Raw genomic sequence first — 21,392 nt, forward strand, 5'->3', positions numbered from 1 at the left:
GGTAAAAACAGAATTTTATATATTTTTAATTAAGCAGTGATTTATATTCTTTCAATATTTGCTCCCAAACATATACTCTTTCATATCTAGTGGTAATAGATTCTCTGGCATTATTGGAAATATCGTTTCTTAGTTTATCATCTGCAACTAACTTTTTCACACTAATATATAGAGCTTCAGCATCTTCCACCGGGATGATCAAACCATTATTACCTTCGGTTATAATTTCATTACAGCCATTAATATCTGTAACAACACTGGCCAGCCCCATAGCTGCAGACTGCATTACTACATTAGGAAACCCTTCTCTATAGCTCGGAAAGGCTAAAATATCTGATATAGCAAAATAAGGTCGAACATCATTCTGCCAACCTACAAATATAATACTAGGATTTGTATTTATTTCATCTTCAGTCTCAGGTAATAAAGGATCCAGATCTTTTTCATAAGTCCCCACTAATAAAAGTTTACAATCCGTATGTTCTTTACTTAATCGCTTAAAGGCAAGAATTAATTCATTAATTCCTTTGTCTTTTACCAATCGACCTACAAAAACAATAACCTTGTCATTAGGAGTTATCTCTAATTCATTACGAAGCTTTAGATTATCCTCCTCTGAATATAATGCAGGATCAAAAAATGATGTGTCTATACCATTAGAGCTACCATTTGCAAGAACCTTGAGTTTACTTGGTTTTGTGTATTTATTTTGAATTATGATATCATTCAGCCCAAATGAATTTGGATAAATCATGGTAGCACAGCCATAGGTTAGTTTTTCTACCGCATCTAATAATTTTCTTTTAGACCCTTTAGCTACAAGTAAAGGTAAACCAGCAATGGTATGCAAACGATGTGGCACTCCGGCTAATTTTGCTGCCATCATAGAAAGTGTTCCAGCTTTAGGTGTATGACTATGAACAATATCCGGTTTTTCTTTTTTAAAAAGTTTATAAAGTTTATAAACTGCCTTTAAATCTTGTACCGGAGTAATTTTTCGGGTCATTTCTATTGGAATAACTTCAATCCCTTCTTTTTTTCCTACTTCTTCAAGACGTCCTTCTCCAGTACTAGAAACTCCTATAACTTGATAATGTTGAGACATAAACTTCAACTGCCCTTGTAGTAATCCTCCTAATGATCTAGGTACTGTTGTAACTCTAATGATTTTACCCATGCTTAAGCTATAATAAAAGATGTGTGTTTTCTTTCTTTTTTTCCGAGTACAAATATATATATAACATCCTCTTTTAATGTTTTATTCATGTTTTTCTTACACATAATACTTTTTAATTATCTATTTTTAGACATTCTTTTAAAGAAAAACGAATCATAAGAATAAAAATCGTTAAACAGAATATGAATTTTTATGGTAATCCCGTAATTCACTAACAACTAAAGCATAAAACTTTACAATTAACATATATTTAACATAATTTTATCGATGTAATACACAATAATATCGATGAAATTCAGTTTATTTGTAACCAAATATAAAAACAACGTATGGCATAACACTACTTCAGACTAAATTTTATAACCAAATTTTTAGAAAGCCATGAAGAGGATACCCTATTATCTAGTTGTTTTTTTAACCTTATTTTTTGTTTCTTGTAGTAATGAGAGTATTGAAGAAATCATTAACGAAGAAATTGTTGACCCAAATCCAGAACCAGACCCTGATCCAGACCAATCTACAGATCCATGTGATTTTGACTTAAGCGGTTTAGCAGCTAATAGTACAGTTGTTATGGATTGTGTATTAGACTTAGAAGGAAAAACTATTGATTTACCAGCAAATGTAAATTTTGACTACCAAGGAGGTGCCATAATTAATGGTACGCTAAAATTCTCAGGGGGTTATATCGCTGGTCCTCTATTAAATTCTGAATTAGGAATTCAGGGTGATGCTAGATTAAAAGAAACTACTTTTAAGTTTATCCCTGCAAAATGGAAAAATATTGTACAAGGCCAAACTAGTTCTGCAATTGCTTTAGAAAACACTGCAAACTTAGAAGAATTAATGTTCTTCACTAAAGAACTAGGTGCTACAACTTTTGAAATTGATCAATTTGATGCATATTTTGAAACTACAAAAGTAACCAGTACTACTACAAATCAAAACTTCTACGCTTCGTTGGAAGCCGTGAATATCCCTTCGGATTTTACTCTTCAAATGTCCAATAATACATATTTACGTCAGTTTCCAGCAGTAGCAGGAATTGAGAATGGTACTATTCTAGCTGTACGTGATGTAAGTAATGTGAAAGTAATTGGTGGAAATTTAGTTGGAGATAGAAATGAGCGTCCTTATTCTGCAAATGATGTTGGTTTAGAAGGAACTCACCTATTCCATGTACATTCAGGAAGAAACATCACTATAGATGGCGTTAATTTCATTGAGGGGTCAAAAGGAGCTATTGCCATATATTCATTTGGTTTTTCTTTTAACCCTGATTACAAACCAACTACAGGTGTAGATATTATTAATTGTACTTTTAAGGATATTAGAAGAATGGGGATAGCCCTCACAGATGGTCGTAATATCTTGATAGAAGGCAATACTTTTACTAATGTAGGTCAATCGATGCCAGGTTCTGACGGTGGTGAAGTGGGTTATGCAATTAATGTTGAAGCATATAGAACTAGAGATGCTCAAGGCAATCTTAGAGAAAATGAAAGAGCTTTTGATATTGATATTAGAAAAAATACAGAGACTAATAGCCGAGTTGGATTCGTATCTGTACATATAGGCCAGACAGTAACAGTAGAAGATAATGATGTAGGAACACGTGTAGTATTTTCTCTTACTAATGGAACAAAAATCTTACGAAACAGATTTAAAGCAAGTAGCAGTAATGAAGATTTTGCAATTTTTGCCGCAGGTTCAGGTGAGACAGTATATAACAACGAGGTTGGATATAATGAAATCAGTGGCTATGGTTTAGGAATTGCAGCTAAAACTAAAGATGTAGAAGTACATCATAATACTATTACTAATAGTGATATAGGAATACAGGTGAATAACACTATTGACTCACAATTCCACGATAACACTATCAATGTATCTAACAACGGTATTAGCGCTACAAGTACTTATGCAAATAATGTAGCATTTGTTAATAACCAAATTACTGCAGGAGGATTTCATGCTAAGTTTTCTTTACTAAATAAAAATGCTGGTCAAGAAAACTACAGAGTTACATTAGAAGGTAACAAGTTTTTAAATAATAAAAGAGTAAACTTCTTTAATACTAATGGTGTAATCTTTAAAAACAACGAAGTTAATGGTGGACTAGAGATCGGAGATGCAACTTCTAATATAGAAATCTCTGCGACTAATAAAATTACACCTTCTAATAGCGATGGTATTCGTATCTATGGTTCTCATACTGCAATTTCTATTGCTAATAATATTATTGCAGAACCAACTGGAGAAGCTAGATTTCAATGTATTAATAATGATTCTAATACTCCGGGAGCTATTACTTTAGCAAACAATACTTGTAATTAGGATATTTGATTTTCAATATAAATTTGATAGAAAGCCAGAACAAATGTTCTGGCTTTTTACTTTATAATAAGATTTTTTTCCAAAATCTTATCTGCTAATAGTTTTGTAAATAACTTAGCTCCATCATCATTAAGATGCGAAGGGTCGTGAAATAATTCTCCTTTATTCAAAAATTGTGTATCGTTAAATAAATCAATAAATGGAACGTTTTCTTTTCCTGCAATCTCCTTAATCAAGCTAAAAGATTTATTTTCTGAATAATTAACCTTATTGTAAGTTGGTGATGTCGCAAATACCAAATTAATATTGTTTTCTTTGGCATTATTGATAAATGTTTTTAAAGCATTTACAAAGTCTTTTTCTATAACTTCTATATACTCTTTAACTTCCTGCTGATCGTGTTTTTTGGTATTAGAGTTTACTTTACCATATAGTGGTCTATACCCTTTATAATCCACCTGTGGCGATACATAATATCGTAGTGCATGAATGATAGTAGAGTTGGTCTGATAAGACTTAAAAAAAAGTTTAAAATCTATAAGATTTGATTTCAAACCAAGAATCGGCCTAAGTGCTTCGCTATGATCGTCATAATATGGATGTAAATCACTTAATCGATCATAAGCTATATCTGATAAATATAGAAAGCTATCGTCTATATTTAAGATCATTAGATCTGGCTTTTTTCTTTTAATAATCATTTCCTGAAGTGCTGTATGAAAAAGTAATTGTTGCCCCTCTGCACCAGCATTATAGCAAGTTTTATTAAGTTCTTTTTCAAAAACCTCTGGCACATAATGTCGGTGAGCATGAGAGCTTCCAAAAATTAGAACTTCAGCATTACTTTTTTCAACGGCGTAAGTAGCCCTTGCATACTTTCCAGTTTTTTGGCTAAAGAATATTTTTTGAGAAACACTCCCCAACACAAAATCTGCAACCAAAATAATGATCACAAATTTTATGATTTTAAGAAATGATACTCTGTATTCTTTAATATTCATAACCTAAAATTGAAAATATATAAACTGACTTTTCCCAAATACTCCAAAATACAGAATCATAAAGATCACTGCTGCATACCCTCCCAATCTTAAAATTTCTATCCTACTTCTTGAAACTGAAAATAGATTATCAAAATATTCTTTTTTGGTTTCTACAAGAAAGAGAATGGTTATTGCCAAAACTGCATAAATTGATGCAGCTATATCATCTCCACTTCCAATATATAATCTTCCGGGAGAAGTAATAATAGTTTTTACAATATATAACGCTTGTTCTATACTATTAGCTCTAAAAAATATCCAGGCAAAATTGATTAATATAAATGTGATTAAGACATTAAATATTCCTTTCCTATCTTTTTTAAAAAGCAATACTTCCGCAATTAAATATATTCCGTTCAAAGCTCCCCAGAATACAAAAGTCCAGTTAGCACCATGCCATAAACCACTTATTAAAAATGTAATGAATAAATTAAATAACCATCTAGGCTTAACAACTCTATTTCCCCCAAGTGGGATATATAGATAATCTCTAAACCAAGTTGATAAAGATATATGCCATCTTGTCCAGAACTCACTCACCGAAGCTGAAAAATAAGGTCTTCTGAAATTGGTCATCAAATCAAAACCAAAAAGCTTAGCTGTGCCAATAGCAATTAAAGAATATCCTGCAAAATCTCCATAAATCTGAAAAGCAAATAATATAGTAGCGGCTATAAAACTTAACCCTTCGTGGTTTTCGACATTGTTATATACAGCATTTACATAAATAGCAGCTCGATCGGCTACAACAAGCTTTAAAAAGAAACCCCATATCATTAACTTAGCACCATATGAAAATGTTTTATAGCTAAAGCTTCTTTTTTGCAAAAATTGTGGTAATAGGTTGGTAGCCCTTTCTATTGGACCGGCTACTAATTGTGGAAAAAAGGAAACAAAAGCAGCAAATGCAATGAAATCTCTTGTAGGCTTTAGCTTTTCTCTATAAATGTCAATCGAATATGACATAGTCTGGAATGTATAAAAAGAAATTCCAACAGGTAAAATAACTTGTAGGGTCCAGGTGCTTTCTGATTGATATCCGAAAGAAGATAACATATCTATCCAGGAATCAATAAAAAAATTATAGTACTTAAAAAAACCAAGTAATCCCAGGTTAAATACCATACTTAACCAAAGCCATCTCTTTCGATGTTCTTTATTTGTTGACTCGTATATCCTGAAACCAACAAAATAATCCATTACTGTACTCAACGCTATTAAGGATAGAAACCGCCAATCCCACCAACCATAAAATACATAGCTGGCAATCAATAATAGGATGTTTTGTAATTTAATATGTTTATAAACGATAAACCAGTACAACAATAGTACAATGGGTAGGAATGCAAAAAATTCAAACGAGTTAAATAACATATTGTCTTGAATTTTTTATTATAATTCTATCTCAAAATTACGTTTTACAGCATCAAATTTACCATTAGGACCTAGAGGAATATCATTCACCGTATTTATCTGGTATTCTACATTTTGACCTAACCTATCTTGCAGATTGTGTAACAAAAGTTCTTGCATAGCAGCATTATACTCTTCATTTGCAATCAAATTCACTACAATTTCTTTTGGGCTTTCTTGTATGATTTGACTCTTAATAATACCCTTCAATCCTTTATATGCGGTATCCATTCTACCTACATATCCTTTTTCTTCGGTCCAAAGGATATCATCTTCTCTACCAGTTAATTTTTCAATAATTGGCATAGAACATCTACAATTGCAAGTTTTTCCTTCTTCAGCAAGTAATACGGTATCTCCAATACTATATCTTATTAAAGGAGTTTTTAGATTTGTAAAGCTGGTCACCACTAACTGGGCTACATCTCCCGGGTTAGCCGTTTCTCCTTTAGTATTAATAAATTCAAAAACTCCCGAATCTAAATTTAAATGTAAATTACCTTGTACACATTCTGTAATAAAAGGACTTCCTTCACTTGATGCATATTGATTAAACACCTGACAACCAAAAGCCTTCTCAATTTCTAATCGTTGATAATCATATAATGTCTCAGCAGTCACAGCAATTGCCTTTGGAGTAAAATCAAGTGTTATATTGTTTTCATTAATAAATCGGCTAATGATATAAATTGCGGATGGATAACCATCTAATAACTTAGGTTTAAAACGATTAAGTTTTTTGATATAATGAGGTAGATTATTTTCTGTCAAGTGATAAGTTGACATAAGTAATTGACGCTCAAAATAGTTGTATACCCAAAAACGAGCTTTTTTGGCATCCGGACGAACGATTAATCGACCAGAAAAACGAACTTGTCGTACCTTTTTGGTATTTAACCCTATCGCCTTATGAAACCTTCTCCATAAAGCAAAAGAACGGTGTATTGATTCTGAATCTAGATAATTAATAGTTGGTGCTCCAGAGGTTCCACTTGTATACCCTACTCCATCCGTGTTTCGTTGTTTATTTACAATTTGATCCGGATGTGATTTTCGTTCTGCCTTCTGAAGAATAGACATTTTGGCCAAGGCAGCATAAGGATCCAAAGAAATATCATCAGATGTTATGCCTAATTCCTTCATAATTTTACTATACCAATCTGAATATTCATATGCCTCAGAAAGGAGTTGAGTTAACTTCTCCTTTTGATACAGAAGAATCACATCAATATCTGCATCCCATAAATCAATATACTCTTTTAGATATTTATCAAACTCTTTGGTATATCGTTGTTTAGTATTTTGATATGCCTTTACATTTAATAATAAAAATTTAAACGGATAAGGCAGGCTATTGTATATTTTCTCTTGTAACTTCCCCATAATTACACTGAAGTTTGTTCTCTATAAAACTCTTCTATCATTTTTGTATTGGATACAATATCGTAGTTTCCTTTGACTATTTTATGCGTATTATCACCCTTTTTTGAAGCGTCTATCTCTTGTATTTTTTTTGCCCAAAGTTCTGCAGGTTGTTCTATCGAAAGAAACTCAATATCATCAGTTAGGTGAACTTCACTAGTTATAGTATCTGAAGCCAGGATTTTAACACCAGCTGCTTGAGCTTCGATTAAGGTTACCGGAAGTCCTTCATAAAAAGAAGGAAAAACAAACATGTCAAACATCTGAAACAATTCAGGAATATCTGCCCGAACTCCCAAGAAATGTACTTTATCCTCGATACCTAATGTTTTTACCTCATTCTCCATATTTTTCCGTAATGGACCATCACCCACCATAACTAAAGCACAATCTTGTTTTTCTCTTAGCAAAGCTGCAAAAATTTGTATCAAAAAAGAGTGGTTCTTTTGACTTGCAAAACGACCAACGTGCCCAATAATTAACTGGTCCTTAAGCTCAAATCTATCCTTATATACTTCGGATACAGATTCATTATATTTAAATTTCCTTGTATCAATTGCATTATTCATCATTGTAAAAGAGGCTTTCTCTCCAAACAACCAGTTTCCTGCTTTTTCACCGCAAGAAAAAAGATGGCTTGCATCTTTCTTGACTTTCTTTTTTAATTGAAGTTTAATCAACTTCTTAAAAGTTTCTTTAACACTTTCCTTTTGAGAGAAAAGAGATGAAATACCAACATCATCAATAGCTATATGTGCATGAGCTATACGACAAGGAATATTAAATTCTTTAGCAATTTTTAATGGAAAACAACTAAATGTATTTAGATGAGAATGTACAATAGCATATTCATTATGTTTCTTAAAAAAAGCTCTTAGCTCACCATAATATTTACCAGGAAATAAAGGATTAATCGGATCCATTCTATAGATCTTACCTCCCAGGTTCTCTATTTCATCATCAAAAGCTGCTTTTTCTTTTCTATGCACCAAAAAGTCAAACTGAATTTTATCCCGATCAATCTGTCTGTAATAATTCATGATCATGGATTCTGCTCCTCCTCGATTCATTATCGTAAAAACTTGTAAAACTCGTATCGCGCCCATTAAAATTCACCTTTAGTTTTAAATCTGATGTATAAATTCAATAATATCCCAAACGGAATTGCCAAAAATGTTATAAACTTTCGCGGAGACTCTTTTAAAAAGGAGCCATTCTTGGTAAACATAGCGCTGGACACATAGTGAATAGCGTTTTTGAATCTGTCCTTAAAATTTTTAGCCAATTTCATTCTGCTTTTTCTTGAAAACGCAAATCCCTTTGGATGTCTTCTATATTGTTTAAGAATATTAAGACTTGATCCATCAGGCATATATTCTACATCACACAATACTTCATTAAGGGGTAATAATTTATAATCCTGATCAATAAGTTGATATAGATATCCAAGTGGCACAAACCGCTCTCCTTCAAAAATTGGGTATGCAGGATACTTTTTTACTACTTCTGTTCTATACACTAATTTCTTATCCCCTAAAACTTTATGTACATTATATAAATCATATAAAGTAGTCTCTTTTATGCTTTCGGGTATAGTAGTTCCTATTATTTTACCATCAGGATCTGCATCTAATCCAACTATTCCTGCAAACTCAGGTTTATCTTTAATATGCTCCCACGCATCCAATATCTTCTGAATTGCATTTTCTCCCATATTATCATCACTATCAATACATACATTAAGAGTCGTCTCCGTTAGTCTGTATGCTGCATTATGACCACCATGCATTCCTTGGTTTTCCTGATAATGATATACAATATCAATTTTACCATCTTTAATCCAAGAAGCTACTAATTCTTCTGTATTGTCAGTAGAACCATCATCGATGATCAGCCATACAAAATCCTGATTAGGTTGCTTTACCAAGCTTTCGTAACACTTATGCAAGCAATATGCTCGATTATATGTTGGTGTAAATACTGTTATGGTTTTCATAGTTAGTTAATAGTTAATGTTATCCCCAATATAAATAGTACATAGCATAAGTGAATGAAAAATAAATAAGCATCACTTTACCTATCATAAAATGTTGATTTTTAAAAAATTGTTGCTTTAGAAACGGATAAATGATAACAATTGCCATCATAAACCAAGACAAATATGCAAACCTGTTAGAAAAATTTGCCCGGATCACTAATACCCAAAATCCATTGCAAATCAAATATGTATTTAACAATTGAAAATAGAATTTATCTTCAAATTTTCTCTTAAACACAAAATACCAGCCTGCAAACACTGCAAAGGCACTATGGAACAAAAAATCCCATCGAAACCCTGTACTGGCAAAAGTACCGGCATCTGCTTGAGATGTTAGATATCCGGTTAGTCTGTCATCACCAAAACCTAGACTAGCAAATAATGAGATGAATACACTCCCCAGTACTAATGAAATAGGTATACAGGCCAACCACCCCTTAAAAAATACTTTAGGATTATTATAAAAAAAGGTGATAATGAATGCAAAAATTGGAAGGAATAAGGTTTTATGAAACAGCGTTGCCCATAAAAAGAATAGCCCCATTATAATCTTATTTCTATGAAAGCTTAATCCCCAAAGAAATAAAGATGTTGCAGCACCATTACGCATTCCATTCACTCCATAGGTCCAAAAAGAAAAGGATACCACAAACATAACAAAAGCATAGTACCAATATTTTCCAAAAAACTCTTTTGAAATTTTATACATCGGAAAAATGTATATAAAAGCACAAATTGTAAAAAAGATATGATATGGAACCAGGGTAGCCAGTGTTTTCATAAAAAAGTGCCACCCATAATCATTCACTTCAGGTATTTCACCACCATATCGATAATGGTCAAATGTAACTATGTAGTTTACTGTATCTCCAAAGATCCCACTAATTGGTCTTTGTCCTATATACAGAATTAAAAACGTAAGTAATAGATAACCCGAGAAATTTATAAATACAACATTCTTCGTTTCTTCCATTTTTAGAACTACCGTATGCAACAAAGTAAAAAGTACCAAAAACAGGCACAGATTAATGTACAATGGATAATAAAATTCTAATGGAACAAACGTATTCATGGTATCAATTATCTTTTAAGGTTTGATATATTGATTCACAAAGGGTTCTTGTAAACTCCTTCCCCGAAAACTTATTTAGGTGATGACCATCATAGGTTTCATAAGACTTGTTATGTTTATTAAAGTCAAAATAAGGTATTTGATTCTTATCAGCTACTGAACTTACTATCCTATCAAATTCTGGAAAATACTTTTCTTCATAATTTAAGAAATCTTTATCGATAGGCATTCTGACCAAATATACATGACCATATTTATCTAATTCTGTGATCAGATCACTTAAGCTTTGAATTCTTACTTCAGAAAACTTGGATATCACAGCATCTTTGAGAAATAAATCAATCTGGTTCTTCTTCCAATCTTCAAAAACCTTTTTACTTGTCGGTAAATTAGTTTCTTCTAACCATCCATTTTTATGAACTGTAGATTTCTTTCTAAACATTGCTCTAAAGTGAAAGAAAGAAAGATTCTTGATCAAATACTCATAATTAGGATTCATACTCACATATTTCATATTATGAGGAGGTTGACCTACTTCTCTATACTCTCCACCAGCATTATTATATCCTTCATGCTCTGTTAACATTTCAGGAGTAACAGAAATGATAAAAATTCCGTTACTAACAGATGTATCTAATTTCTTTAGAATACTTTCATTATATAATGGGCCAATAATAGCCTGAGCAATTGTAAAACTATAATTCAGTATGGGTACATCAACTCCTTTTCCTTCAAAATATTCATCAATTACTGCTGGTTGTATTCCCTGGAAACTTCTGGAGTCTCCAATAATTAGTGAATTAGCTTTGGGAGTAGTAAACTTTTCATAAAAATAATCAATGTTACCACCATAATTCATTAATATAAAAGAGACTATCCCCAAACAAATGGTGAAGAAAAGTCCCAGTTTTATAAATAATTTCTTCATTGTGATCTAAAATTGAAAATAAATAAATGTTTCTGCACTTCTTCCGAAGAATATCAATAGTAAAAAGATGAAAATATATGAACTCCATCTTAGCAAAACATGATAGTTACTAATCTCAAAATCGTGTTTCTTCTCTCGATTGATCCATTCTATAATGATAAAAAAAGCAGTTAATATCAATGTTGTTAACGTTGCTGTACCTGTTAACACAGAAGGAAAATCAATAATGCTAGACGAAAATATCTTTATAAGATAAGCAAATGCTTCGGTAACACTAGGTGCTCTAAAGAATACATCTGTAAGCATAATAAGAAAAAACAATAGCCCTATTTTAATAATTTCCTTTATAGAGGGAAACCACTTTCCTTTGGCTACAATCTCTGAAGTATTCATTTTACCCGAATATACTAATGGGATAAAATAAATACCGTGTAAAAGTCCATACACTACAAAAGTCCAATTTGCACCATGCCAAAACCCAACAAGTACAAATGTCGCCACAATAGCAATCATTAAACCTCGCTTCTGATGTCTTCTTAAAGTAAATGACAATGGTGTAAATACATAATCCATCATCCAAGTAGTTAGGGATATATGCCATTTTCTCCAAAAATCTGCAATATTGGTGGAGAAAAACGGAGTAGAAAAATTACGCATTAGCTGTATTCCAAATAGTTTAGAAACTCCTATCGCCATATTAGAATACCCTGAAAAATCCGCATATAGTTGGATTGCATAAAAGAATGTTCCTAATAATAATGTACTACCTGATTGGTCTTCATAAGTATTAAAGATAGGGTTAGCAATAGCAGCGCAATTTTCTGCAATTACCACTTTGGCAAATAATCCCCATAAAATCTGTCGTAAGCCATCTACAAAAACCTCATAGGTGAGCGTTCTCTTTATTTGAGTTTGAGGTATAAAACTAGCTGCTCTTTCTATTGGTCCTGAAAGTATCTTAGGAAAAAAAGTAACAAATACAGAAAACTCTAAAATATCTTTACTAGGTTCTATCTCTTCATTATACACATCAATAAGATATCCCAAAGTCTGAAACGTAAAGAAGCTAATTCCTAACGGTAATAATATCTGTAGTGTACTATAACTCAGATCTGCACCAAATATATTTAGTAAGTCAAAGAAACCTTCGTAGAAGAAATTGAAATACTTAAAATATAATAATAGCCCAACATTAAAGACTAAACCTATGTATAGAAAAATATTGCGCTTTCTGTCATCATCTTCTGATTGGTAAATTTTTAATCCTAGGTAATAATTGATACCAGTACTGGCAATTAGCAATGCCAGGAATCTCCAGTCTGCCCAAGCATAAAAAAACAAACTTGCTACTAATAACAATATGTTTTGATATACACCAGATTTCCTAAAAACTAACCAATACAGCAATAGTACCGGAATAATAAAACCTACAAAATCAAAAGAATTAAAAACCACGCCTTACAGATTAAGCTTTAGTTTGAATTAAAGAAACCAAAGACCCCATATTTTTTAACTTATTCAGTTCTCTAAGTTTAAAACGAATACCAAATTCTTCTTCTATCTTGGTGATAATCATCATATGTGATAAAGAATCCCAGCCATCTACATCTTTAGCCGTAAGCTCATCGTGAATTTCAAAATTGTTATGCTCTAATATCGAAGCTAAAACTTCACCTACTCTTTCTTTAATAGTATCTATTTCCATACTCTTCTTCAATTTTAACTAAACATTGCCGTTAACTTATTTCTATCTATTTTTCCGTTGGTATTCAACGGAAAACTCTGTATAAACTTCATCTGTGTCGGTATCATATACGCGGGAAGCTTTGTTTTCATATAGTCCACAAGTTCTTGTGTATTAAAATCTTCTGACTCTATCACCACTCCTATTTCAGTATTATGAATACTATTGGTAAAAGCAATAGCAACTACGTTGATTTTATCCAAAGCTGCTTTCGCATGAAACTCAATCTCGGATAATTCTACGCGGAAACCCTGAATCTTTGCCTGAAAATCTACTCTTCCTAAATATAAAATATCTCCTTCTTCATCTCTACTGCATAAATCTCCGGTTCTATAAAACCTGGTATTCTTGCCCTGATATTCTTTATGAAAAAAAACTGCTTTATTCTTTTCCTTATTCTTCCAATACCCAGTTGTAAGTTGTGCTCCGCTTAAACATAGTTCTCCACTTTCTCCTATGGCAACTTCATTATTATCTTCATCCACAATAATAGTGGTGGTGTTTTTCATGTCCTTTCCTATTGTAAGCACACCGTTATGGGTTTTGTTTTCCCCTTCTCGATTATAGGTATAGTCAGTACAATAAATCGTACACTCTGTTGGGCCATATACGTTGGCAATTGTGGCATTAGGTAAACATTTACTCCACTCCTCTGTAACATCCAACGGCAAAGCTTCTCCACAAAACATACTATATTTCATCGCCGGGCAATCGATCTCATCAAAATATGGTCGTAAATAATGTAAAATCGAAGGCACCATTAATGAGAAAGTCAACTTATGATCTTCCATAAGTTCGAAGATATAACTATACTTAATTTCATCTTTAGGTATAGTATATATACAAGCCCCTTTAAGCATTGGTGCCAGATATGATACCACAGATAAATCAAATGTGAGTTCGAACATCTGCAAACATCTATCGTCACTTGTAATTGGGTAATCTAAAGCCCAAAAAGCATCCATAAAACCTGATAAATTACCAAAGTTAATAGGTACTCCTTTTGGTGTTCCTGTAGTTCCTGACGTAAAGAAAATATAAACTAAACCTTCTTCTGAAACAGTAACCGGCGTTAAATCAATTTCAGAATTCTCCAGGTTTTTAGTTAATATGGTGTGATGTTCTTCAAATACTTGTTCTTTTGAAGAATCTAAAATGGTTATAATATCCGCTTGCTGGATTACCATTTGGTTTCTGCTTTCAGGAAACTCAGGGTTTAAAGGAACATAAGCTCTACCTTCCATCCATAAGGCAATGATAGAAGCATAGGTTTGTATGTCATCATTGGTAATTAAACCAAAGGTGATTTCTTCCTTTTTTGAAGACACCTGAATAGCTTTTCGAATATCTGATACTACCTGACCAAATTCCTTATAAGTATAATATTCCTGACCAATATAAAATGCATTATGATCGTGATGCTTTTCTATAGATTGCTGTATGTCTACAATTAAATTCATCAAATTATTTACTTAGATGATACTCGTTTTCCGTCTTTTTTAATAATTCTGGCAGGATTACCAACTACCACACAATTATCAGGAACGTCCTTAACGACAACTGATCCTGCTCCAATTACACAATTATCCCCAATAGTAATATCTCCTATAATAATCGATCCTGTATTTACAGAAACATTATTTCCAATAGTTGGTCTTTTTCCGTTAACTTCTCCGACCGTAACTAAATGATTTACATAAAAGTTTTCGCCGATCGAATCTGCGTTAAGTATAGTACTATATGGGTGACCTGTCAAGATTCCTCCACCCAGTTTTGTACTTATATCTATTCTAAAATACTTTTCTCTTCTACAATACATATTCAGCAACCTTGCTATTACACCTCTATTTCTGAAGTAAAAAATGGTTCTAAAATCTGTAGAATATGTCAAAAAATAAACCAATAACTTTGTTTTACTTCCCTTTAGGTTCTTTTCTTCGGCCCATCTGGCAATATCCTTATCAATCAAATCTTTATTAGCACTGCGCTTATATAAGATCACGTGCGGAATCAATAATATGCTATATATGAACTTCTCTAGTAATTTCATAAATCTATATTTTCCCTTTTTTCCAGATATTGATTTGCAACTTTTTCTAAATCAAATTTTGCTAACAAAGCTTCCTTATTATTCTTAAGATGTTTTTTATATTCATCAGAAGATAATATATTCTGAAGTGCCTTAGCTAATAGTTCTTCTTCAGGGATAAAATCATCATTATCAGGAATACCCAGTTTTCCTTTAAATAAATTAGGAGTAATTATTCCGCTTTCTACAGTAAAATTAGCTTCTACCTCCGGGTGTTGTTTTAAACTCATTAATTCCACAATACCTTCCGTACAGTTTGATGATACAATTGGAGTTTCTAAACAGATAGCTTCTACAATCACATTAGGTGTACCTTCATAATGAGATGCCAGGGCTAATGCCCTTGCTCTAACCAGATATTTATAAGGGTTTGATTTTCTACCTAAAAAGACAATATTATTTTCTATACCTAAGTCTGAAATCAGTTTTTTGAGATGATCTACAACAGATGGATCTCCATCTCCTATAATAGCCAGCTTTGCTTCAGGTTCTTTTTTAAGCACCAGTGAAAAAGCCTTTATCAGATGCCAAGGAGATTTTTGGGTAGATAATCTTCCTAAAAAAAGAATTGTTTTATCCCCAAATAGTTGCTCTTCCTCTTCATCCAATGATTCTTTTGATCGTCTTTGTATTTCCTGTACATCGTGAGGATTATAAATCACTTCCAGATTACGATCATTGGGATAACCACAGTTTTCGAGTAGGTCTTCCTTTATCGCTTTACTGATACATACTAATTTATCAAACTTAGTATAGGTATTTTTAAAACCGAATCTAGTAAGTTTACTAAGCATAGAATTATTACTCAACTCTACACTTTTAAGCGCATGCATACTTCCAATTTTAAATTCATTAGTGAAGGCTACAGAGCTATAAAAATTTGGTGGATCACCAAAAGCAATAGAATGTGTAATCTTGTGCTTTTTGATCAATTTACGTAATCGTAATGGTGCTATAATATTAAAAGCCAAACGTTTTGGCTTAGACATATGTACATAATCTTTATCAGAAAAATACAGCTCATCTTCGCCAAAATTAATGATATCCGTATCTAGTTTAATAAACTTAACTGCCTTGATAAAATGCCCTTGACTTTTATAATAATTATAAAATGAAAAAGCCAAACGCTCCATTCCTCCAACGCCCCCATAAGGAATAATTAATAATATACGCTTCATCAGTTAGTTTGTTTTAAAACTTGTTGTACTCCTTTAGTTTTTAAGCTCACAAATAATTCGTTCCAGGTTTTTGTAATGACCTCTGGTAAATATGATTTTACACTTTCGCGAGCCTTACCCCCCATATTACTTCGCTTTTGATCATCTTCAATAAGATTAATAATTCTTTCTCCTAATACATTTGTATCTCCATTCGTAACTAGATAACCATCTGTTCCATCTGTAATAATATCAGATGGCCCATAGGGACAATCAAAGGATACACAAGGCACCCCATAAGCCATCGCTTCTGTCAATACCATACCAAATCCTTCATATCTGGAGGACATCGCATAGATAGATGCTTCTTTATATTTATCTGCTATATTTTTTACCGGAGCATGAAAATGTACAGTTTCTGATATTCCTAAATCAGTAGCCAACTCATCTAATCCTTCACTTTTATTAATGGTACCATAAATATCCAGGCTCCAATCGGGGTGTTTTTCTATGACCTGTTTCCAGCTTTGCAGCAATCGGTCATACCCTTTCTGAAAGCTTTGCTTACCCACAGCCAACACTTTTTTGTTCTTTAGAGAACTTTGTTCTTCAGGATAGAATGATAAAGGATTCGGAATTACCTTTAGATTTTTAAAAGTCCACTCATTTAAGTTTCCTTTAGTCAATACTATAAAATGATCATAGAATTTACCTCCGTAGTTCATCAATCCCAGTTTAATTTTACCAGCTATTGATGTATTATCTTTTACCGTAGCATTTCTAGACACATGCCTTTCATAGACCATTGGACAGGGTTTCCCTAATATCAACGGTACCAAAAACCCTTTTAAACCATCATCACATACCGCAATAACATCAGGATTTAGTTTTTTTATCGTTTTACGTAAACCTGAAGCATATTTATATGCGTGGATCAATGGATTACCTCTGGCTATGATATTATGATAGGTTAGCTTAGGACTAAACTCATAAAAAAGATCACTCTCTTTTTGATTTAATGTAACTATATGCACATCATAATCATAATGATCCGCCAGCATACTTGCCTTAATGGAAAGTACCCTTTCTAACCCCCCCGGGCCATCTATACGATTAACAATGTATACAAGTTTCATAACTTAGAATACTTATGAGTTTAATTTACTATTTACTTTTTCTTTTAATGCATTTGCCAATTCGTGATGCTTTTCAAGGTTTTTTACGATGGTATTAGCATCTATTTTTCCTTCCAAACCAAAATTATTGGTAGTCTCACCAGTTTTACTATTGATATCAATACGGTTAAAAAGCTCCAAAATCCCATCGAATCGACAAGAATCTACAAAACTATCAAAGCCATTTACAAAAATCACAGGCGTTCCCATCGCCAAACATGGCAGTGCACAATGAATTCTGGAAGTGATCACCAATTTTGCTTTTGCATAGTTATTTAGAAGCTTCTCTGCCATGGCAAATTTTTCTTCATCAGTATATTGATTAGAAGGTGGTTCCTGGTTAACAAAATGTGCAGTCTCCAGCAGCTCTTTACTAATAAACTTCTTCAAATGTTTATTCTTTTTTCCCAGTTGAAAAGCTTGCCCGTTAAGAATATTCTTTACAGTTAGTTTGGCATTGTAAAATACTTTTTCAGGTCGTGGGTAGCTATATAATGGATCTACGATATAGATATCATCTCCCCTTTCTGAATCATCTACTTTATAAGAGTCAAGGGTTAGTGTTAAACATCCGGTGAAATAGGCATCGATTCCCTTTGCTTTTAGCGTATCCGCAGTAAATTGATCCCTACAACCAATAGGTTCATGTTTCTTTAGGTAAGCAATTCCCTTTTCACTAAGCATAGCGGAAGCTGCCGTATTATTCATATGAAAGGAAACGAATATTGGATTTATCTTTTCAGATGGCACCCAATTATGAGTGTTATGTGTAAACCAACCATTCATGATTAATTTTACAGGATCTCCATCATACTCTCCAAGTCTTTCTCTGTTTAGAAAAACATCAACCTCAGGCAGAAACTGTTTTGCAGCAAGGCTTTGCACATTGTCTCCAACATTAAAAAACCTCTTGTTTTCATCGTAAGTAAGTAATCCGTACTTCATTTGTTATTTTATTTTTTTATATAGCTTTATTAACCAAGGAAATTTATTCCTTATGATAAACTTAACTCTTCCTACACCTTTATTAGGGTTATTAATTTTTTCTTCTAAAAGACGATCAATTTTACCTTCTCGTATCAGATCAATTTGTTTGGTTTCAGCTTCTTTATCACTAAAAACATAAAAATCATCTGTCTTTTTAGCTTTCTCCATGAGTTCCCACCAAAAGTAACGAACTCCTTTACTGGCGCCTCCAATATCTAATACTCGATAAAACTCGTTATAGATATTTCCATCTACATTAAAACCATAGTCATTAGGATTCTTTCCATTAAGGATAAGACCTAATATCGTCCTAAAACACTTTTCGCAGATACTACAATTAAATTCTGTTCGCTTCTCAGAATAACATACTCTAAGTTTAAACTTGGTATCTGTTTTGGAAGCAAAGTCAGCGATCAGATCTACTTTATCTTGCCTCTGAAGCTCATATCCATCGTGTACTACTTTTATTCCTCCTGCCCAAGTAATCTTCTCATCAATCTCTGGTGTTGATCCCCAATCAATATCGATATGATCCGTATATGACGAAGCGATATATACCGAACCGTATTTATAAACATAAGATAACGGAGCTATCGAACCTACCAATGCTAACCCATGCTGTACTTTTCCCCACCAACCTATATCTTTTAATAACAATTCTACCTGGTAGGTATAGAAGTCTCTGAGGTTGGTCTCGATATATTCTTTATGGTTTTCTTTTAAAAGTTCTTCGGTATCAATAAAACCAGTAAAGTCTCCCCATTGCTCCTGATCCTTAATTTCTATATCTGCCCCACGTAATGTAATAAGGTCAGGTTTCTGATCATAGATTCTAATGTATGTAGCATAGGCATCTACTCCACCGCTAAAAAGCATTGAAGCTTTAGATCCTTTGAAGTCATTCTTCACTAATTTACGAGCTACCAATGTACCTGTAAATTCTCGGGTTGTATCTCGTTTTGCAAACTCTTCCTTAATCAATTCCTGAGCATGATAAAATGCTTCATCGACTTCATCTACCTCAATCGTAAACCCTGCGAACCATGCTATAGGAAGCATATTAGACAGAAAAGGAATTACTGCTATGCTATCAGGTGTGCTACTAACATCTATCTGATACTTAGCATACAACTGATTATCAGTAAAAAACTTCTGAATCTGAGCATCAGCAGTATAATCGTAGGCTATTTTTTTGCCTTCGTCTGCATACGATATATGTTGAAGTTTTAGTTTTTCCATTACAATTATTTTCGCTTCAATACAGAAGCTATGGGTTTAGTAAATAGTTGTTTTTCATATTCAAGCATTCCAAGAAAATACATCAATATGGCAAATATCCCGGTATAGGTAATTCCTTTTAGCAAAAAATTCAACCACCCATCACCTGGAATGTAATTGATGAAATAACCTATAAAAATCATAATCAATACTACCAAAGATGATTTGTGCAGCAGCTCTTTGAAAAATCTAAAAATGTTTAATCCTATCGTTTTATGATAATAAAAATTCATCACATTCTGTACGATCAACCAGCCTCCTACAAGTCCTGCAATCATACCGATAGCACCATATTCATATGCTAATAACCAGCCTGCAATGGCTCCCAAAAACATAAAAACAAGGTATAATATTGCTTTAAAAGACAACTTGTTCTTCGCTTCGAGTATAGAGTTTCCAAAAGCTTGTAATAAAGGTAATGTGTACCCTACCATAATAGCAAGCGCAATATAATAGATCTCTCTACACTCACTTAGCGTATATCTACCTGAATTTCCGGATTCTCCGCCACCAACCCATAAATTGATAAACTGTTCTCCATATAACATAAAAGCACCAAGCACATACATCAAAATAATAAACGACAGCCTGCCTAATTTGATCATCATACTCGTCAACTCTTCTCCAGAAGCATTATTTACAGACATCTGGGTTGCTCTTGGAAGAAAAACACTAGATATAGCTGTTGAGAAGGTACCATAATAGGTTCCCAGTGCAATTCCAATTCCGTAGATACCTAATACCTTAGGTAGACTCATAGAACCTAATACCCAACTTCCTGATTTCCACTGTAGCATTCCTACCAATGAAAACACAAATATCCAACCAGAATATTTAAAGATTTGAAGAATGTATTTTTTAGAAAGTTGATGAAGTTTAAACCTTACTTTTAATTTCTTAAATACATAATATCCGGTAACGCTAATAGTAAATAAGTTAAATAATGAATCTACTATGACCAATGATATCGCTTTACCACCAAACAAAAGTACTGCTACCACAGTAGCTGATCTAAGAAGGTACCTAATAATACCTACAGATTCAGGAAAAACAAAAGCTTCATAACCTTTACATATTCCTGTAAAAATCATACCGGGAAGATATATTGCCAGATTTAGAATCAAGATCACAAACATGATCTTGGTAATTCTAATTTCTTCGGCATTAAATTTGGTAAAATAACTATCCAGGAAAAAATAGAAAACAATACCTAATGATATAACCAGTAATGAAATTACAAAATATATAAGCCTTACTGTAGCCAGAAAATTCTCTTCTCCTTCTCTGTCTTTTTCTGCTCTGTATTTTGCTACAAAGCGGACTACGGTGTTTGTTAACCCAAAATCCAACAGAGCAATCGTACCTATCAATGCTCCAACAGCATTAAATATACCGTACTCGTCCTTTCCAATGTTACTAACAATGAATGGTGTCATCATTATTCCTATAACATTGGTAAGCACTATTTTTAAGTACGTCAGTAACGCTCCTTTTTTTAGTTGGCTCAATTTAATTGGTGTATTAGTTGTTTA

At 32.8% G+C, this 21,392-nt stretch carries 18 protein-coding genes; 1 reads left to right on the forward strand and 17 read right to left on the reverse strand.

Translation table 11 applies throughout. The features are described from left to right. Positions 1-25: 25 nt before the first annotated feature. Complete coding sequence (locus tag J8M14_RS05755; protein ID WP_211073625.1) at positions 26-1,177, reverse strand: glycosyltransferase family 4 protein; 1,152 nt, start codon at positions 1,175-1,177, stop codon at positions 26-28. A 381-nt stretch (positions 1,178-1,558) separates the two neighbouring features. On the opposite strand from J8M14_RS05755, the gene J8M14_RS05760 reads away from it, so the two are divergent. Beyond that, positions 1,559-3,514 (forward strand): hypothetical protein, encoded by a 1,956-nt coding sequence (locus tag J8M14_RS05760; RefSeq protein ID WP_211073626.1) that lies wholly within the window; start codon positions 1,559-1,561, stop codon positions 3,512-3,514. A 56-nt stretch (positions 3,515-3,570) separates the two neighbouring features. Here the strand turns inward: J8M14_RS05760 and J8M14_RS05765 are convergent, their stop codons facing one another. From J8M14_RS05765 to J8M14_RS05840, 16 genes are all read right to left on the reverse strand, one after another. Next, the gene (locus tag J8M14_RS05765; protein WP_211073627.1) at positions 3,571-4,515 is read right to left on the reverse strand and encodes a hypothetical protein; all 945 of its coding nucleotides are present in this window, start codon (positions 4,513-4,515) and stop codon (positions 3,571-3,573) included. A gap of 3 nt (positions 4,516-4,518) precedes the next feature. Then, positions 4,519-5,829 carry an MBOAT family O-acyltransferase gene (locus tag J8M14_RS05770; RefSeq protein WP_348772825.1) on the reverse strand — a complete coding sequence of 437 codons (1,311 nt, stop codon included), beginning with the start codon at positions 5,827-5,829 and terminating at the stop codon, positions 4,519-4,521. Positions 5,830-5,949: 120 nt separating this feature from the next. Continuing rightward, positions 5,950-7,353, reverse strand: coding sequence for a phenylacetate--CoA ligase family protein (locus J8M14_RS05775; RefSeq protein WP_211073629.1), 1,404 nt, complete (start codon positions 7,351-7,353; stop codon positions 5,950-5,952). Between the two features lie 2 nt (positions 7,354-7,355). Beyond that, entirely contained in the window at positions 7,356-8,498 is a 1,143-nt protein-coding gene (locus J8M14_RS05780; protein ID WP_211073630.1) for a glycosyltransferase family 1 protein, read from the reverse strand. Beyond that, positions 8,498-9,388 carry a glycosyltransferase gene (locus tag J8M14_RS05785; protein ID WP_211073631.1) on the reverse strand — a complete coding sequence of 297 codons (891 nt, stop codon included), beginning with the start codon at positions 9,386-9,388 and terminating at the stop codon, positions 8,498-8,500. The genes J8M14_RS05780 and J8M14_RS05785 overlap by 1 nt, the downstream gene beginning before the upstream one ends. Before the next feature lie 19 nt (positions 9,389-9,407). Further along, complete coding sequence (locus J8M14_RS05790; RefSeq protein WP_247672556.1) at positions 9,408-10,403, reverse strand: EpsG family protein; 996 nt, start codon at positions 10,401-10,403, stop codon at positions 9,408-9,410. Positions 10,404-10,506: 103 nt separating this feature from the next. Further along, complete coding sequence (locus J8M14_RS05795; RefSeq protein ID WP_211073633.1) at positions 10,507-11,430, reverse strand: hypothetical protein; 924 nt, start codon at positions 11,428-11,430, stop codon at positions 10,507-10,509. Between the two features lie 6 nt (positions 11,431-11,436). Continuing rightward, complete coding sequence (locus J8M14_RS05800; RefSeq protein WP_211073634.1) at positions 11,437-12,885, reverse strand: MBOAT family protein; 1,449 nt, start codon at positions 12,883-12,885, stop codon at positions 11,437-11,439. Positions 12,886-12,895: 10 nt separating this feature from the next. After that, positions 12,896-13,135 (reverse strand): acyl carrier protein, encoded by a 240-nt coding sequence (locus J8M14_RS05805; RefSeq protein WP_211073635.1) that lies wholly within the window; start codon positions 13,133-13,135, stop codon positions 12,896-12,898. A 14-nt stretch (positions 13,136-13,149) separates the two neighbouring features. Next, on the reverse strand, positions 13,150-14,634 hold the full coding sequence (locus J8M14_RS05810) for an AMP-binding protein (RefSeq protein ID WP_211073636.1): 1,485 nt from the start codon (positions 14,632-14,634) through the stop codon (positions 13,150-13,152). Between the two features lie 8 nt (positions 14,635-14,642). Next, entirely contained in the window at positions 14,643-15,224 is a 582-nt protein-coding gene (locus J8M14_RS23270) for a hypothetical protein (RefSeq protein ID WP_211073637.1), read from the reverse strand. Beyond that, positions 15,221-16,441, reverse strand: a complete 1,221-nt coding sequence (locus tag J8M14_RS05820; protein ID WP_211073638.1) for a glycosyltransferase — start codon at positions 16,439-16,441, stop codon at positions 15,221-15,223. The genes J8M14_RS23270 and J8M14_RS05820 overlap by 4 nt, the downstream gene beginning before the upstream one ends. Then, positions 16,441-17,556, reverse strand: coding sequence for a glycosyltransferase family 4 protein (locus J8M14_RS05825; protein WP_211073639.1), 1,116 nt, complete (start codon positions 17,554-17,556; stop codon positions 16,441-16,443). Before J8M14_RS05825 ends, J8M14_RS05820 begins: the two co-directional genes overlap by 1 nt. 12 nt (positions 17,557-17,568) lie before the next feature. Further along, on the reverse strand, positions 17,569-18,540 hold the full coding sequence (locus J8M14_RS05830) for a polysaccharide pyruvyl transferase family protein (RefSeq protein WP_211073640.1): 972 nt from the start codon (positions 18,538-18,540) through the stop codon (positions 17,569-17,571). A 3-nt stretch (positions 18,541-18,543) separates the two neighbouring features. Then, positions 18,544-19,821, reverse strand: coding sequence for a hypothetical protein (locus J8M14_RS05835; RefSeq protein WP_211073641.1), 1,278 nt, complete (start codon positions 19,819-19,821; stop codon positions 18,544-18,546). A 5-nt stretch (positions 19,822-19,826) separates the two neighbouring features. Further along, entirely contained in the window at positions 19,827-21,368 is a 1,542-nt protein-coding gene (locus J8M14_RS05840) for an oligosaccharide flippase family protein (protein ID WP_211073642.1), read from the reverse strand. Positions 21,369-21,392: the final 24 nt, after the last annotated feature.

Source organism: Aquimarina sp. MMG016 (genome assembly GCF_018100805.1).
Classification (GTDB): Bacteria; Bacteroidota; Bacteroidia; order Flavobacteriales; family Flavobacteriaceae; genus Aquimarina.

Excerpts from the sequence above, each read along its gene's own strand:
- J8M14_RS05775 (WP_211073629.1), bottom strand. The coding sequence starts at position 7,353 with ATGGGGAAGTTACAAGAGAAAATATACAATAGCCTGCCTTATCCGTTT.
- J8M14_RS05825 (WP_211073639.1), bottom strand. The coding sequence starts at position 17,556 with ATGAAACTTGTATACATTGTTAATCGTATAGATGGCCCGGGGGGGTTA.
- J8M14_RS05830 (WP_211073640.1), bottom strand. The coding sequence starts at position 18,540 with ATGAAGTACGGATTACTTACTTACGATGAAAACAAGAGGTTTTTTAAT.
- J8M14_RS05790 (WP_247672556.1), bottom strand. The coding sequence starts at position 10,403 with ATGGAAGAAACGAAGAATGTTGTATTTATAAATTTCTCGGGTTATCTA.
- J8M14_RS05820 (WP_211073638.1), bottom strand. The coding sequence starts at position 16,441 with ATGAAGCGTATATTATTAATTATTCCTTATGGGGGCGTTGGAGGAATG.
- J8M14_RS05835 (WP_211073641.1), bottom strand. The coding sequence starts at position 19,821 with ATGGAAAAACTAAAACTTCAACATATATCGTATGCAGACGAAGGCAAA.
- J8M14_RS05805 (WP_211073635.1), bottom strand. The coding sequence starts at position 13,135 with ATGGAAATAGATACTATTAAAGAAAGAGTAGGTGAAGTTTTAGCTTCG.
- J8M14_RS05780 (WP_211073630.1), bottom strand. The coding sequence starts at position 8,498 with ATGGGCGCGATACGAGTTTTACAAGTTTTTACGATAATGAATCGAGGA.
- J8M14_RS05785 (WP_211073631.1), bottom strand. The coding sequence starts at position 9,388 with ATGAAAACCATAACAGTATTTACACCAACATATAATCGAGCATATTGC.
- J8M14_RS05755 (WP_211073625.1), bottom strand. The coding sequence starts at position 1,177 with ATGGGTAAAATCATTAGAGTTACAACAGTACCTAGATCATTAGGAGGA.
- J8M14_RS05760 (WP_211073626.1), top strand. The coding sequence starts at position 1,559 with ATGAAGAGGATACCCTATTATCTAGTTGTTTTTTTAACCTTATTTTTT.
- J8M14_RS23270 (WP_211073637.1), bottom strand. The coding sequence starts at position 15,224 with ATGAAATTACTAGAGAAGTTCATATATAGCATATTATTGATTCCGCAC.
- J8M14_RS05810 (WP_211073636.1), bottom strand. The coding sequence starts at position 14,634 with ATGAATTTAATTGTAGACATACAGCAATCTATAGAAAAGCATCACGAT.
- J8M14_RS05765 (WP_211073627.1), bottom strand. The coding sequence starts at position 4,515 with ATGAATATTAAAGAATACAGAGTATCATTTCTTAAAATCATAAAATTT.
- J8M14_RS05795 (WP_211073633.1), bottom strand. The coding sequence starts at position 11,430 with ATGAAGAAATTATTTATAAAACTGGGACTTTTCTTCACCATTTGTTTG.